General features: G+C 71.3%; 11 protein-coding genes. 7 read left to right on the top strand and 4 right to left on the bottom strand.

Annotated elements, in window-relative coordinates:
• Window positions 1-51: 51 nt before the first annotated feature.
• The gene (locus ABT354_RS03660) at window positions 52-1,113 is read left to right on the top strand and encodes an NAD(P)-dependent alcohol dehydrogenase (protein WP_351488478.1); all 1,062 of its coding nucleotides are present in this window, start codon (window positions 52-54) and stop codon (window positions 1,111-1,113) included.
• A gap of 277 nt (window positions 1,114-1,390) precedes the next feature.
• Entirely contained in the window at window positions 1,391-2,194 is an 804-nt protein-coding gene (locus ABT354_RS03665; protein WP_351489166.1) for a nucleotidyltransferase domain-containing protein, read from the top strand.
• Window positions 2,195-2,235: 41 nt separating this feature from the next.
• Here ABT354_RS03665 and ABT354_RS03670 read toward each other — a convergent pair whose 3' ends face one another.
• Both ABT354_RS03670 and ABT354_RS03675 read right to left on the bottom strand, forming a co-directional pair.
• The gene (locus ABT354_RS03670; RefSeq protein ID WP_351488481.1) at window positions 2,236-2,928 is read right to left on the bottom strand and encodes a response regulator; all 693 of its coding nucleotides are present in this window, start codon (window positions 2,926-2,928) and stop codon (window positions 2,236-2,238) included.
• Entirely contained in the window at window positions 2,913-4,136 is a 1,224-nt protein-coding gene (locus ABT354_RS03675; protein ID WP_351488483.1) for a sensor histidine kinase, read from the bottom strand. Before ABT354_RS03675 ends, ABT354_RS03670 begins: the two co-directional genes overlap by 16 nt.
• Before the next feature lie 111 nt (window positions 4,137-4,247).
• Between ABT354_RS03675 and ABT354_RS03680 the strand changes: the two genes are divergently transcribed.
• From ABT354_RS03680 to ABT354_RS03700, 5 genes are all read left to right on the top strand, one after another.
• Complete coding sequence (locus tag ABT354_RS03680) at window positions 4,248-5,018, top strand: ABC transporter ATP-binding protein (RefSeq protein WP_351488485.1); 771 nt, start codon at window positions 4,248-4,250, stop codon at window positions 5,016-5,018.
• Entirely contained in the window at window positions 5,018-7,399 is a 2,382-nt protein-coding gene (locus ABT354_RS03685) for an ABC transporter permease (protein WP_351489168.1), read from the top strand. Before ABT354_RS03680 ends, ABT354_RS03685 begins: the two co-directional genes overlap by 1 nt.
• A 102-nt stretch (window positions 7,400-7,501) precedes the next feature.
• The gene (locus ABT354_RS03690) at window positions 7,502-7,981 is read left to right on the top strand and encodes a MarR family winged helix-turn-helix transcriptional regulator (RefSeq protein WP_351488487.1); all 480 of its coding nucleotides are present in this window, start codon (window positions 7,502-7,504) and stop codon (window positions 7,979-7,981) included.
• Window positions 7,978-8,868, top strand: coding sequence for an ATP-binding cassette domain-containing protein (locus ABT354_RS03695; RefSeq protein ID WP_351488489.1), 891 nt, complete (start codon window positions 7,978-7,980; stop codon window positions 8,866-8,868). Before ABT354_RS03690 ends, ABT354_RS03695 begins: the two co-directional genes overlap by 4 nt.
• A gap of 166 nt (window positions 8,869-9,034) precedes the next feature.
• Window positions 9,035-9,835, top strand: a complete 801-nt coding sequence (locus tag ABT354_RS03700; RefSeq protein WP_351488491.1) for an ABC transporter permease — start codon at window positions 9,035-9,037, stop codon at window positions 9,833-9,835.
• A gap of 66 nt (window positions 9,836-9,901) precedes the next feature.
• Here ABT354_RS03700 and ABT354_RS03705 read toward each other — a convergent pair whose 3' ends face one another.
• Both ABT354_RS03705 and ABT354_RS03710 read right to left on the bottom strand, forming a co-directional pair.
• Complete coding sequence (locus tag ABT354_RS03705; protein WP_351488493.1) at window positions 9,902-11,131, bottom strand: right-handed parallel beta-helix repeat-containing protein; 1,230 nt, start codon at window positions 11,129-11,131, stop codon at window positions 9,902-9,904.
• 613 nt (window positions 11,132-11,744) lie between these two features.
• Window positions 11,745-13,616, bottom strand: coding sequence for a TerD family protein (locus ABT354_RS03710; protein WP_351488495.1), 1,872 nt, complete (start codon window positions 13,614-13,616; stop codon window positions 11,745-11,747).
• Window positions 13,617-14,269 lie beyond the last annotated feature (653 nt).

A 14,269-nucleotide genomic window follows, 5' to 3' on the forward strand; every position in this document is an offset into this window, starting at 1 on the left:
CCCCGAGGGAGCCGCAGGAGTCACCGCAGGAGTCACCGAAGGAGAGAACGCATGAGAGCCGTTCAGTACCGGACCCCGGGGAAGGGCCCCGAACTGGTCAGTGTCCCCGATCCCGAACCCGGACCCGGACAGGTGCTGCTCCGGGTGACGGCGGCGGGCATCTGCCACTCCGATCTGACCGTGATGGCCGCCGAGCCGGGCAGCCTCTCCTTCGGGTTGCCGGTCACCCTCGGCCATGAGGCGGCCGGGGTGGTCGAGGCGCTGGGCCCGGGGGCGGGCACCGCGAGCGCCGACAACCCCGCCGGCTGGCCCGCGGTGGGCGACGCCGTCGCCGTCTACGGCGCCTGGGGGTGCGGGGGGTGCCGGGCCTGCGCCGCGGGCCGGGAGAACTACTGTCCGTACGCCCCGGCACAGGGGATCCATCCGCCGGGGCTGGGCGCGCCGGGCGCCCTCGCCGAGTATCTGCTGGTCGACCACCCCCGCCATCTGGTCTCCCTCGGGGGCCTCGACCCGGTGCGGGCCGCGCCGCTCACGGACGCGGGGCTCACCCCGTACCACGCGATCCAGGCCAGCCGGCACAAGCTGCTGCCCGGGGGCACCGCCGTGGTCATCGGCATCGGCGGCCTCGGCCATCTCGCCGTCCAGATCCTGCGGGCGCTGACCCCGGCACGGATCGTCGCCCTCGATCTCACCGGGGAACGTCTCGCCCTCGCCCGGAACGCGGGCGCCCACCACACCGTGGTCGCCGACGAGGGGGCCCGTGCGGCGCTGGACGAACTCACCGGAGGGCTGGGCGCGGACGTCGTCTACGACCTGGTCGCCTCGCCGGAGACCACCGCCCTGGCCGCCGCGGTGGCCGCCGCCGACGGGCATATCGCCCTGCTGGGCATCGGCCGGGGCAGCGTGCCGGTGGCCTTCGGCGTGACCCGCCCCGGGGTGACGGTGAGCGCGCCCTACTGGGGCACCCGGCAGGATCTGCTCGATGTGCTCGCCCTCGCCCGGGAGGGCAGGATCAACACCCTCACGGAGATCTTCACCCTGGACCAGGCGCCCCTGGCGTATCGGCGGCTGCACGACGGCACGATCCTGGGGCGGGCGGTCGTGGTGCCGTGACCGGGGAGCGGGCCCGGCGCGATATCCGGTGGCTGGGCGGGGGCGAAAGACCCTAGGGTCGGGGGTGTGGGAGCTTCCTGAGCCTTGGGCCGTATCGCAGAGCCGCCCGGCGGACGCCGCCGGGTGATGCCCGTATGCCCGTGCCGCCGCTCAGGAGTTCGTCATGCCGTGTCCCACCCCTTTCCCCACCCCTTTCCCCGCCCCTTTCCCCGCCCCTTTCCCCGCCTCCTCGCCTTCTTCCGCTTCTTCCGCCGCCTCCGCTTCGTCGTCTCCCGTGCTGGACGGGAGGATCGAGCGGCTGAGGGAGATCGCGACGGCCGAACCCCGGCTGGAGGGGGTGCTGTTGTACGGCTCCTGGACCGTCGGCGAGGCGGACGCCCACTCCGACATCGAGGCGTATCTCTACCTCCGCGACGGCGCGGAGCCCGGGGCCTTCGACGCGCCCGCCTTTCTCGCCGGGCTCGCCCCGCTGACCCTCGCGTACACCAATATGTACGGGATCCTCGCGGTGGTCTTCGACGATCTGATGCGCGGCGAGTTCCATGTGGAGACCGCCTCCTCCGGTGTCCCCGGGATCGCCGACTGGGTCGGACAGATCCATCTGCCCGACCCGGAACGGGCCGTTCTGCTCGACCGCACCGGCCGGCTGACCCGCGCCGCCCACGCCCTCGCGGAGATCGCGCCGCCGGACCCGGCCCCCACCGCGCAGCTGCTCGCCGATGAACTCGCCAACTGGACGCTGATGTTCGCCCAGCTCCTCGCCCGGGGCGAGACCGCCCGTGCGCATGCGCTGCTCCAGACCACCGTCGCCCCCCAGCAACTCCGGCTCCTCCGCCTGCTGCGCGGCTCCACCGCCCACTGGCTGACCCCCAGCCGCGCCCTGGAAGCGGACCTGCCCCCGGGCGACCTCGCCCGCTACACCACCACGACCGCCCCGGCCCGCACCCCCGACGTCCGGGCGGCGGGCCTCGCCTCCTGGCGCTGGAGCCGCGAACTCGCCGCGGAGGCGGCGGCCCGCTGGGGGATCAGCCCGGCCGTGCGGGTGTACGAGGGGATCGGCCGGCTGCTCGGCGCGGGCTGAGCCCCAGGCCCGGCGGGGTGCCTCAGCCCCGGCGGGGTGCGTCAGGCGCTCCGCCGGGCGGCGGGGGTCCCGCCGCCCGGTCCGGAGCCGGCGCGCAGAAAGGCCAGCACCGCCAGGACCCGGCGGTTCCCGTCCGTCGAGACCGGCAGATCCAGCTTGCTGAAGATATTGCCGATGTGCTTGTTCACGGCGGCGTCACCGATGAAGAGGCGGGCCGCGAGATTGGCGTTCGAAGCGCCCTGCGCCATCAGCCCCAGCACCTCCCGCTCACGGGCGGTGAGCCGGGCCAGCGGGTCGTTCCGGAGGCGGACCAGCTGCTGCACCACTTCGGGGTCGACCACGGTGCCGCCGTTCGCGACCCGCTCCAGACCGGCCATGAAGTCGGCCACCGCGCCGATCCGTTCCTTGAGCAGATAGCCGACGCCCGCGCCGCCGCCCGAGTCCAGCAGCCGCGTCACATACGACCGTTCTATGTACTGGCTGAGGACCAGGACCGGGAGGTGTGGATCGGCCTCGCGCAGCTCCAGGGCGGCGCGCAGCCCGTCGTCCGCCAGCTCCGGCGGCATCCGCACATCCGTGACGACCGCGTCGGGGCGTTCCGCGCGTACCGCCTCCACCAGCGACACGGCGTCGCCGACGGCCGCCAGGGTCGTATGCCCGAACCGCTCCAACAGGCCCACCAGGCCCTCCCGCAACAGGACCGAGTCCTCCGCGACGATCAGGCGAAGTGGCACGGCACCTCCACATGGAGCAGGGTGGGGCCGCCGGGCGGGCTGGACAGCCGCATCCGGCCGTCGATCGCGGCGATCCGGTCGGCGAGGCCGGTGAGACCGCTGCCGTGCTCCGGGTCCGCGCCGCCACGGCCGTTGTCGGATATCTCCATGACCAGCATCTCGGCGTGGTAGCGGCCATGGATTCCCGCCTCGGTGGCACCGCTGTGCCGGGCGATGTTCGTCATGGCCTCGTTGATGATGAAGTAGAGATGCGACTCGACCTTGGTGTGCAGGCGGCCCGGAAGGTCGAGATCGACGGTGAACGGGACGGTGAGCCGGCCCGCGTTGTCCGCGACCGCGGCGGCCAGACCCTGGTCGGCGAGGGTCGGCGGGTTCAGTCCGCGGATGAGCCCGCGCAGCTCCTGATGGGCCCGGGAGAGCTGCTGTTCGGCCTCGGTGATGCCGTCGATCAGGGCCTGGTTCCCGGGCGGGGCGTCCAGCCTCATCAGACCCAGCGTCATCCCCAGGGAGACCAGGCGCTGCTGGGCCCCGTCATGGAGATCCCGTTCGATACGGCGGCGCTCCCCGTCGAAGGAGTCGATGAGGCGCACCCGGGAGGCGCGTACCTCCCGCAGCTCGGCGCCCAGCTCGTCGTCGCGGGGGGCGAGGATCGTCCGGGTCAGCGCCGCGCGGGCACCGGCCCAGGAGGTGACGGTGTACGGGGCGGCCAGCAGGACGAGGACGGCGAAGACCGTCCAGGGCCAGGTGGTGCCGTCGGTGGCGGCGATGAGCAGCGCCGGGAGGACGAAGGAGAAGCCGAGGACCAGGGCGTCCAGCCACCACAGGGAGACGGCGGAGAGCAGGGTGAAGCCCACCTCCCGCCAGGTGACGGCCTCCGACACCCGGGTCCGTACCCATGCCCTCGCCCCGGGCCCGTCGGGGGTGCGGTGCGATGCGGGCATCGGGTCCAGGTCCACGAGGAGCAGCCGCCGCCGCTCGACCGCCGCCACCACCACCGACCACCCCACGACACCGGCGAGGAAAGCCGCGCCGATCACCAGGACGAGGAGGACCAGTCCGGCGGCGAGCAGGGCGAGCAGGACCGCCATGGCGATCGAGCCGGCCAGGACGCCGCTGGTGAGATAGGCCATCGCCCGCCAGGGCCAGGGAGAGGTCAGAAAGCTCAGCGGGTGCTGCGCCATGGCTTGCCAGGCCGTTCTGGGTCGCATGGCGCAAACGCTAGTCGATCACCCGGGCCGTGCCGGTGGAGCCAGCTCTACCAGGAGGGGTAGAGCTGCGGTCAGTGTGCCCGTACCCCGGATTCCGGTGGGATCTGCGGTGTGGCGACAGGAAAAGAGCATCAGGCGGTCGACCCGGTCCGGCTCCAGGCCGTGCGCAGGGTCCATGGAACAGGCGAACACGCGGTGGTGGCGCTGGACGATGTGTCGGTCTCCTTCCGGCAGGGCACACTGACGGCGATCATGGGACCTTCGGGTTCCGGCAAGTCGACCCTGCTCCAGTGTGCGGCGGGGCTGGACAGCCCGGACAGCGGCCGGGTCATCCTGGCCGGCCGGGACATCGGTTCCCTGGACGAGAGAGGGCGCACCGAGCTCCGCCGGGACCGGGTCGGGTTTGTCTTCCAGGCGTTCAACCTCGTGGAGTCGCTGACGGCGGCGCAGAATGTGGAGCTGCCCTCCCGGTTCGCCGGGAAGAGGGTGGACCGTACGCGGGTGGCCGCCGCTCTCGGCGCGGTCGGGCTGCTGGACCGGGCGGGGCACCGGCCCGGTCAGCTCTCCGGTGGTCAGCAGCAGCGGGTGGCGCTCGCACGGGCGCTGGTCACCCGGCCGGCGGTGCTCTTCGCGGACGAGCCGACCGGGGCGCTGGACACCGCCACCTCCCGTGAGGTGCTCCGGCTGATGCGTTCCCTGGTGGACCGGGAGGGCCGGACCACGCTGATGGTCACCCACGACCCGATGGCCGCGGCCGTCGCCGATGTGGTGGTCTTCCTCAAGGACGGCCGGATCGCCGATGAGATCGAGCTGAACCGTCATGACCCGGACGCCCGCAAGGCCGCCGCCGTCGCCGCCCATATGACGACGCTGGAGGCGTGATGCTGGTCCTCGCCAACATCCGGGAGCGGTGGAGCAGCCTGCTGGCGGCGTTTGTCGCGGTGGGCGTGGGGGTCACACTGATCACCACCACGCTGGTCATCCATGACTCGGCCCGCCCGGTGCCGCAGAAACGGCTGGCCGCGGCCCCGGTCCTGATCCTGCCCGAGCAGGCCCGGGACCAGGACGGACGCGACGCCGACCGGGTCCCCTGGAGCGCGGAGCGGGCCGATGGGCTCCGCCGGGAGCTGAACGCCCTGCCGGGGGTGGCCCGGGCCGTCGCCGACCGCTCCTTCTACGCCCAGATGTTCGACGGTGACCGGCCGGTCGCGGACGCCGCCGCCGAGGAGGCCGGGCACGGCTGGTCCAGCGCCGCGCTGGCCCCGTACCGCCTGGTCGACGGTGCCGCCCCCGCCGGTCCCCGGGAGATCGTGGTGGACCGGGGGCTCGGCCCGGCGGTCGGTGAGAGGATCTCCGTCAACCTGGCCGCCGGCCGTGCCGAGTTCCAGGTCGTGGGCACGGTCGACGGGCCCGGTCTCTACTTCACGGACGCCGTAGCCCGTACCCAGCGGCCCGGTGTCTCCGTGCTGGCGCTCGTACCGGAGAAGGGCGCGTCGGTCTCCGCCGTCGCCTCCGGTGCCGGGAAGGCCGTGGACGGGGACGGCACGGTCCTCACCGGTGACGAGCGGTCCGCCGTGCAGCCCGCGCACATCGAGCACCGGCGGTTCCTGGGTACCCAGCTGATCGCCGCGATGGCCACCCTCGCTCTGTTCACCACGGGCTTCGTGGTCGCGTCGATGCTGGTCCTCGCGACCGGTGCGCGCCGCCGGGAGATCGGTCTGCTCCGGATGATCGGCGCCGACCCGCGGCAGATCCGCCGGATGGTGCTGGGCGAGGCCGCCGCGGTCGGTGCCCTCGGTTCGCTCGTCGGCTGTGTCGCCGGTGTCCTGCTCTCCCCGCTGCTGCGGGAGTGGCTGCTGCGGCTGGATGTCGCCCCGCCGGAGCTGGAACTGCGGTTCGCCGCCCGGCCGCTGCTCGCCGCGACCGCCGTCGGTGTCGGGGTCAGCCTGCTCGGCGCCTGGGCCGCCGGCCGGACGGCCGCACGGGTCGCCCCCCTGGAGGCGCTGCTCGACGGCGGGAACGACAACAGGGCGATGGGCCGGGGCCGCTGGATCGCCGGGCTCGCCCTGCTCGGCCTGGGCGTCCTCGGCGTCGTACTGACCGCCGTCGCCAGGAGCGACGCCCGGATCAACACCGCGGTCGTCGCCACCATGACCCTGATCGCCGCCGCCGCGCTGCTCGCACCGGTCCTCATCGTCCCGGTCACCCGTGCGATCACCGCGCCGTTCTCCCGGGGCACCTCGGCGGTGCCGATGCTGATCCGCGCCGATATGAGCGCGGGCGTTGGGCGGGCCGCCTCCCTGGCCGCCCCCGTGATCGCCGCGGTCGGCTTCGCGGTACTGCTCAGCGGCGCCGTCGAGACGATGCGGGTCGCCTACCCGGCGGGGGAGGCGCAGCGGCTCCGGGGCGAGGCCATCGTCACCCCGAAGGGCACCCCCGGCCATAGCGACGAGATCGTCGCGGCGACCCCGCCGGGCCGATCGTCGCTGCTCAGCCGCGCTTTTGTCGAGCGCGGCGACGGCACCCCGGCCGTGGTCGACGCCCTCGGCTCCCAGGACCCGCGCTGGGATGTGCCCGGTGAGGCGGTCCTCGGCCGGAGCCTCGCGGACTTCCTCGGGGTACGGGCCGGTGAGAACCACCCGGTGACCATGGCCGACGGCACCACCGTCACCGTACGGATCTCCCGGGTGCTCGCCGACGACCCGGCCCGTGGTGACTTCGTCCTCCCCCGTGACCTGGTCCGCGAGCACGACCCGGCCGCCCTGACCGGTGACATCTTCGTCCCCGAGGAGCAGCGCCCCGCGAACGCGCTGCCCGGGACGGCGGTGCACGACGCCGTGGCGTACGCGCTGGAGGACTACGGGACGGACGCCCGGCTCACCGACCGTCTCGCGCTGATGCTCATCCTGATCGGGGTCGGCTACAGCGCCGTCGCGGTCGCCAACAGCATGGCGATGGCCGCGCACGCCCGGCGCCGGGACTTCGCGGTCATGAAGTCGGCGGGCGGCACCCGGGGGCAGCTGCTCTGCTTCGCGGTCGGTGAGACGGCCCTGGTCGTCGCGGTCGGTGCGGGCCTGGGGCTGCTGGTGGCGCTGCCACCGCTGGCCGGGATGGCCGCCGGGTTCTCCGACGCCACCGGGACCGATGTCGGGCTCCATCTGAGCGGTCCGGTGGTCGTCGGCGCCTCTGTGGGCTGCCTGGTCCTGGCCACCGGGGCGAGCGCGCTGGTGACCTGGTGGACGATGCGCCGCGGAGCCGCCTGAGAGCGCGGACCGCCCGCCCAGGGTGTGGGGCCGGGCCGGGCGGGTGCCGCGCCGCCGTCGCCCGGCCCTGCTGTTGCTCTCAATAAGAGCTAATCTGGATATATGGGTGAAATAGCCCCGGCCGCCGAGTTCGGTGTCCTGTTGGTCGGCGTCGGCCGGCTGGTGCGGAGAAGACTCCGCCGGGACCTCGTGGGCCCGCCGTTGCGCGGCGGACAGGTCGAGCTGCTGCGGCTGGTACGGGAGACCCCCGCCACCCGGGTCTCCGACGCCGCCCGTGAGCTGGGCCTCGCGGGGAACTCGGTCTCCACCCTCGTACGGGAACTGACCGGGCTCGGCCTGCTGGAACGCGCCGCCGACCCCCGTGACCGGCGGGCGGTGCTGCTCAGCGTCACCCCCGAGGCGTCCCGGCGGCTGGCGGAGTGGGACGACCGCAGGGCCGCCCTCTTCACCCGGGAGTTCACCCGGCTCGCCGGGTCCGAGCGGGCGGCGCTCATCGCCGCGCTGCCCGCGCTGCGCGCCCTCGCCGCGAACCTCCGCGAGGAGGCCGCGCCGCCGGGGCGGGAGGAGGCCCTACCCTCATGACCCGTATCCACCACGGCCCGTCCCCCGCGCCTTCCCCTTCCTCTTCCTCGCCGTCCTCCCCTGCGGGCGCCGCGATCGAGTGCACCGGCCTGGTCTACCGCTTCGGCGAGACCCGGGCCGTCGACGGCGTGGACTTCACCGTCGCCGCGGGCGAGGTCTTCGGCCTGCTCGGCCCCAATGGCGCCGGGAAGACGACCACCCTCCGGGCGCTCACCACCCTGCTGCCCGTACCCCAGGGAATGCTCCGGGTCTTCGGCCATGACGTCGCCCGGGAACGGATGCGGGTCCGGCGGCTCCTCGGCTATGTGCCCCAGCAGCTCTCCGCCGACAGCGCGCTCACCGGCCGGGAGAATGTCACCCTCTTCGCCAAGGTCTACGACATCCCGCGCCGCGACCGCCGCCCCCGGGTCGACCGGGCGCTCGCCGCGGTGGGCCTCGTGGACACGGCGGACCGGCTGGTCGCCACGTACTCCGGCGGCATGGTCCGCCGGCTGGAACTCGCCCAGGCCCTGGTCAGCGCGCCCCGGCTGCTGATCCTGGACGAGCCGACCATCGGCCTCGACCCCATCGCCCGTACCGGGGTCTGGGACCGGCTCACCGAGATACGGCGGGCCACCGGGATGACCGTCCTGGTCACCACGCACTCCATGGACGAGGCGGACCGCTACTGCGACCACATCGCCCTGATGCACCTGGGCCGTATCCGCGCGCTCGGCACCCCCGCCCAGCTCAAGGAGGAGCTGCGGACGACGGCCGGCGGGCCACGGGAGCCCACCCTGGAGGACGTCTTCCGTCATCACGCGGGCAGCGGCCTCGGCAACGACGACGCGGGAGGAGGGTTCCGCGATGTGCGCAGCACCCGCCGCACGGCGTCCCGGCTCGGTTGAGGCATCATCCGGAGCACCCGGGACGCCTGGAGCACCCGGGGCGTCCGGAGCACCCGGTCCGGGCTCGGCAGCCGACCCGGGTTCGGCAGCCGACTCGGGTTCGGTCGCCGGTCCGGGTTCGGCCACGGGCCAGGGTTCGGGGGTCCCCGGTGACGGCGCGGACCCCATGAGCCACCTGGACACCACCCCGCGCGCCCGCCCCGGCTGGATCGCCCTGCCCTCCCGGGTCGCCGCCCTGTGCGCCGTCGAACTCCAGAAGCTGCGCCATGACCGGACCGAGCTGTACACCCGGGCCGTACAGCCCGCGCTCTGGCTGCTGATCTTCGGCGAGACCTTCACCCGGCTGCGGGCCATCCCCACGGGGGACGTCCCCTACCTCGACTATCTGGCGCCCGGGATCATCGCCCAGTCCGCGATGTTCATCGCGATCTTCTACGGGATCCAGATCATCTGGGAGCGGGACGCGGGCATCCTCAACAAACTCCTGGTCACCCCGACCCCACGGGCCGCCCTGGTCACCGGCAAGGCGTTCGCCGCCGGAGTGAAGGCGCTGATCCAGGCGATGGTGGTCATCCTCATCGCCGCCGCCCTCGGCGTCGCCCTCAGCTGGAACCCGCTGCGCCTCGCCGGGGTGGCCCTCGCGGTCGTCCTCGGCTCCGCCTTCTTCTCCTGTCTCTCCATCACCATCGCCGGGATCGTGCTCACCCGGGACCGGCTGATGGGCATCGGACAGGCCATCACCATGCCGCTGTTCTTCGCCTCCAACGCCCTCTACCCGCTGGCGCTGATGCCCGACTGGCTCCGCGCCGTCGCCCTGGTCAACCCCCTGAGCTACGAGGTCGACGCCCTGCGCGGCCTCCTGATCGGCACCCCATCCCACCTCGCCCTCGACTTCGCCGTCCTGACCCTGGCCGCCGCCCTGGGCATCACCGCAGCCTCCTCCCTGATGGGCCGCCTGGCCCGCTGACCCGGCGGCCTTCCCTGTGACGGCCGGCGGGTCCGCCGCCCGCCGGCCGCTCGTCATGGGGTGGTCTCAGGGGGTGCAGACGACGCGCAGGCACTGGCCGGCCTGGCCGTTGCCGCTCGCCCGGTTGCCTCCGCCGTCGATGTTGCGCAGGTCGACGTGGACGCCCCAGCTCTTGTTGTCACGGGCGATGTTGCCCTGGAGGGTGTGGGCGGCCTTGGAGACGTAGATGCCGTCGCCCTGGTTGGCGCTGGTGGTGTTACGGACCAGCTGGTTGCCGGCCCCGGCCGCCGCGTCCCCGGTGACATGGATGCCCCGTGACTTGTTCTGGTTGGCCTGGTTCTCCCGCACGGTGTTGTTGAGGGAGAGCCCCAGGCTGATCCCGTCCCCGGTGGTGTTGCTCGCGATGTTGGACTGGATCAGGTTGTTGTTGGAGGAGCTCAGCTCGATGCCGCCGGTGTTCAGACTGACGTCGTTGCCGGTGATGGTGGAGCCATGGGACGCCTGGAGCACGATCCCGCTGTCACCGCTGCCCTGGAGGGTGTTGGAGATCAGACGGTTCCCGGTGGAGTTGGAGACGTTCATTCCGGCGTCCTGGCTCTGGGTGGACGCGTTGCCCTGGACGAGGTTGTTGTTCGAGCCGAGCTGGATCGAGATCGCGGCGTCGCTGCTGATGCCGACGGTGTTGGTCAGCAGGGTGTTCCCACTGGCCCCCTCCAGGGCCAGCCCGGCGCCTCCGCTGCCCGTGATCCGATTCCCTTCGAGACGGTTGCCGGCGGACTGCTGAACGAAGATGCCCTGCCCCTGGTTGCTCGTGATCGTATTGTTGGCGATGGCATTGGTGCCCGCTCCGCCGATGATCGTGACGCCTCGGTGCGACTGTCGTTCGATGATGTTGTTGCGCACCTGGTTGTTGCTGAGGGTGGCGTTCAGCTCGACACCGGAGAATTCATTGTTCTGAATGGTGAGTTTTTCAACGATATTGCCTGCTGTGCCCGCGTTGAGCCGTACCCCGTAGTCGAACTGCTCCACCCGCCCGGGAGCGGCCGCGCTGTTGGTGACGGTGACGTTCGCGAACCCGTTGTTCCGGATCCCGGCCCCCAGGCCGACCCCGTCGACGGTGTGCCCATTGAGATCGACGGTGATACCGGCGGCCCCGATGACCAGCCCGTCACCCGGACAGTTGACCAGCCCGGCACTGAGGACAACGCTGGTCGTCACCGTCTGCCCGCAGGAGAGAACGGTGGCGTGCGCCGTCTGCCCGGGAGCCAGCACCCCGAACAGCGCACCCGCCCCCACCGCTGCGAACCACCTTGAGGAATGCGTCCTGAAAAGGCGGATCATGTCGAGACTCCTTTGTCATGGAGTTGCTCACCAGCCTCGCGGGCCCGGCATGAACCCGTGAGGTCCACGACGGACCCAACGGGCCCGCCCCGCACAGGGTCAAGCGAAAACCTTCCCGAGGCTATGAGGTGGCAAAGAATGACCAAAGTCGAGGGAATGTTGACCGAATCCCCAGCCCACCCCCCACACCCACCGGCCCCACCCGCCCGTGAACGATCCCCCCGGCCCCGCCCGCCCTCTCCCGGCTTCGGCAGCGGCCGCCGCTCACCCACCAGGGCCTATGGCGACACAGTGTCCGGATGGGAATCGCCCACAAAGCCGACGTTGCGAACCCATCAGGGTTGATGACGGCCAGGGGAAAGCCCCAGGTCGGAGGCTGCTTGTACGTCGTGTGAGCAAGGCCCGCCGGGCGGTTCCGCCGTCCACATCCACGGTTCGTCGATGGGACGCACGTTCACGACCCACGACACACCTGCTTGACCACCTTGCTGAACAACGGAGTTCCGCCTGGTCGGGGTCGCCTGGGTCGGCACGGGAGGGGGGATTCGCTGAGGTCTCGGCCGTGAAGTCAGTCGCTGATGGTCACACCGTAGCTGCGGGCGAGAGCGTCGAGCCCGCGGTCGTAGCCTTGGCCGACCGCACGGAAGCGCCAAAGGGGACCGCGGCGGTAGATCTCGGCGAGGAGCAGGGTGCGTTCCGTGGTGGCTGCGTCCAGGGTGGACCGTGCCAATGGGGCAGCGCCCGTTCCGAGGGATACGGAAACCTGCACCGCACCGACATCGCCGAAGGCCACGCTTCCATCGATGGCTGCGGCCACAACGACCTTGTGACAGGAGGGAGGGAGCGAGGCGAACTCGACAGCAATGGTCTGCTCGGACGGCCCGCCCGTAAAGAGGTGCACTGTACCTGCGGGGTTCTCCGGGGCTCCGTAGAAGATGAAGTCCTCGTCGAAGGTGACCTGTTCGTCCTCATCCAGTGCGAAGGCGACGACATCGATCTCGCAATGGTCCTGCGGGGCCCAGGTCGCGGTGATGTGCCATGGGAGCGAGGACGTTCCGGGCGGCGGTGCGGGCAGGTTGACGACGCCGCCGCGCGGCAGCACGTGCGGAGTTTGTGGCCGTGATGCCTGCGTCTCCCCGGCTCTGTCCGCACCGGGAGCTTTGTCGCCAGCGGTCGTTGGATTGGAGAGCCAGTGCATGTCGCGCAGTGGAAGCCCCAGGCCCGTGATGCGGCTTATACGGGAATCGCTTTCCCCGCCGCTCAGGAGGACCGCGTCGGTGACGCTGCGCGAGAGGTTGACGGCGGCGGAGCCACCCAACTCGACGATGCGAGTGCGCGCGGCGACCGCGTCAGGGTGTGTACCGCCGAGGACGAGTACCCGCCGTCCGGCCAGCGGCCTGATCGCTGGCTCCGTACCCGCCGGCTCCGGCCGGGACGGAGACGGAACGGTCGTTTCCCGCCCTGCGGAGAGGGCTGCTCCGGATACCGAACGGCCGACTGGCTTCGGAGCCGCTGCTTGGTGAAGTGTCCCCGGACGCACATGGTCGAGCAGTCCGAGGAAGGCATGCTCGTCGATGATCGGCACACCTTCGGCGGCGGCGCGCCTGGACTTCGTCGACTGTGAGGCCTTCTCATTGGTGATCAGCACGCTGGTGTGGCGGCTGACCGATGTCATCATGTTCAGCCCGGCTGCGACCGACCGGGCGACCAGCTCGGCCCGCGAAGTCGCGGTGTCCCCGGTTATAGCGATCTTCATTCCTTGAACGAGTGCTCCGCCGGGTTCGAACTGCCCCGGGTTGCGGTATGCGCACGGCGTCTTTGGCGGTTGGGGTGCGAACTGCGAGTCCTGCCGAGGGGGGCAGGCCACCAATGGCAGCGGCAGATCAAGCCTCGCCGCTTCCTGCAGCGTGGCCCGGAAGATGCCGGTCAGTACCCGTGTGTCGTCCACCGCGTCATGGGCTCTTGCCTGTGGCACCCCGTAGTGCGCTGCCAGTGTGCCCAGCCTCATGTCCGCCGTGGGCGGGTCCACCTGCCGGTTGAGGGCGAGGGTGCACAGCCGCTGTGAGACAGGCAGGAAGAGGCGGGCGCGGGCGAACTCATGGGCCAGAAAGTCGTAGTCGAATTGCGCGTTGTGGGCAACGAGGACGCGGTCCTGCAACAGTGCCCCGATCCGGCCCGCGATCTGATCGAAGGTCGGTGCCCCGCGTAGCCGCTCGGCGGTGAGGCCATGGACCTGTACGGGCCCAGGGTCGCACCCGGGATTCAACAGTGTCGAGAACTCCTCGATCCGCTCCCCGTTCGGTCCGAGTGTCACCACCGCGATTGACAGCACCCGGTCTCGTCGTGGGATGAGGCCAGAGGTTTCAACATCCACGAGAGCCCAGTCAAAGGCATAGTCGCGCAGGCTGGACACATCGAGAGCAGAAAGTCGGAGGCTCATGCCCGCAAGGATGATCCGGGATTCGTTACCCCTTCAACCGGAATGACCTTTTGTCCTGCTGTGTGCATGTTGCAGCGGTGACCATCAGCGGCAGGTCGGTGGTGGGGGAGTGGCAACAGAGGCTTCGACCAGCTTCGGGGAAAACGGCGACCCTGGGTCGATTTCGGTTGGGCCCTGGAGGGGGTGGTGACAGTTCGCCAAGTGTGTGGGTCGGGGCTGGGCAAGCCCCTGTCGATGTCGCCTGACCTGGCGGGTGAAGTCCTGGTGACTTCGGGAAGCCCTGGTGCGCGAGGTCATGAATCCACCTGGGCAGATGGCGACTCCTCGACCTCCCGCCCGTTCAGTACCTCCTACGGTTGCGAACACGCCAGTGCTGATGGCGACCCGAGAGTAAAGTCGCAGGTCAGGGGTTATCGCCGACTCCCTTGGGTGACCATTCTCGCGGTATCCCGACAGTGATGTATCCGCGCGGGTCAGAAGACTCGATCAAGCTCTACTGGTGCCGGACCAGGGGCCTGTGGAAGGGCTGACCGGCCCGATGCTGCACCCTTGCGCATGAGGCATCCACCGCAGATCACCGCTCCACCGGCCCTGGCGGCCCCGCGTCCCTGTTGAGCGCCCTGAACAGCAGAAAAGCCCTCCCGGGCGGGAGG

The sequence above is a fragment of the Streptomyces sp. NPDC000594 genome, from assembly GCF_040299965.1.
Taxonomy (GTDB): domain Bacteria; phylum Actinomycetota; class Actinomycetes; order Streptomycetales; family Streptomycetaceae; genus Streptomyces.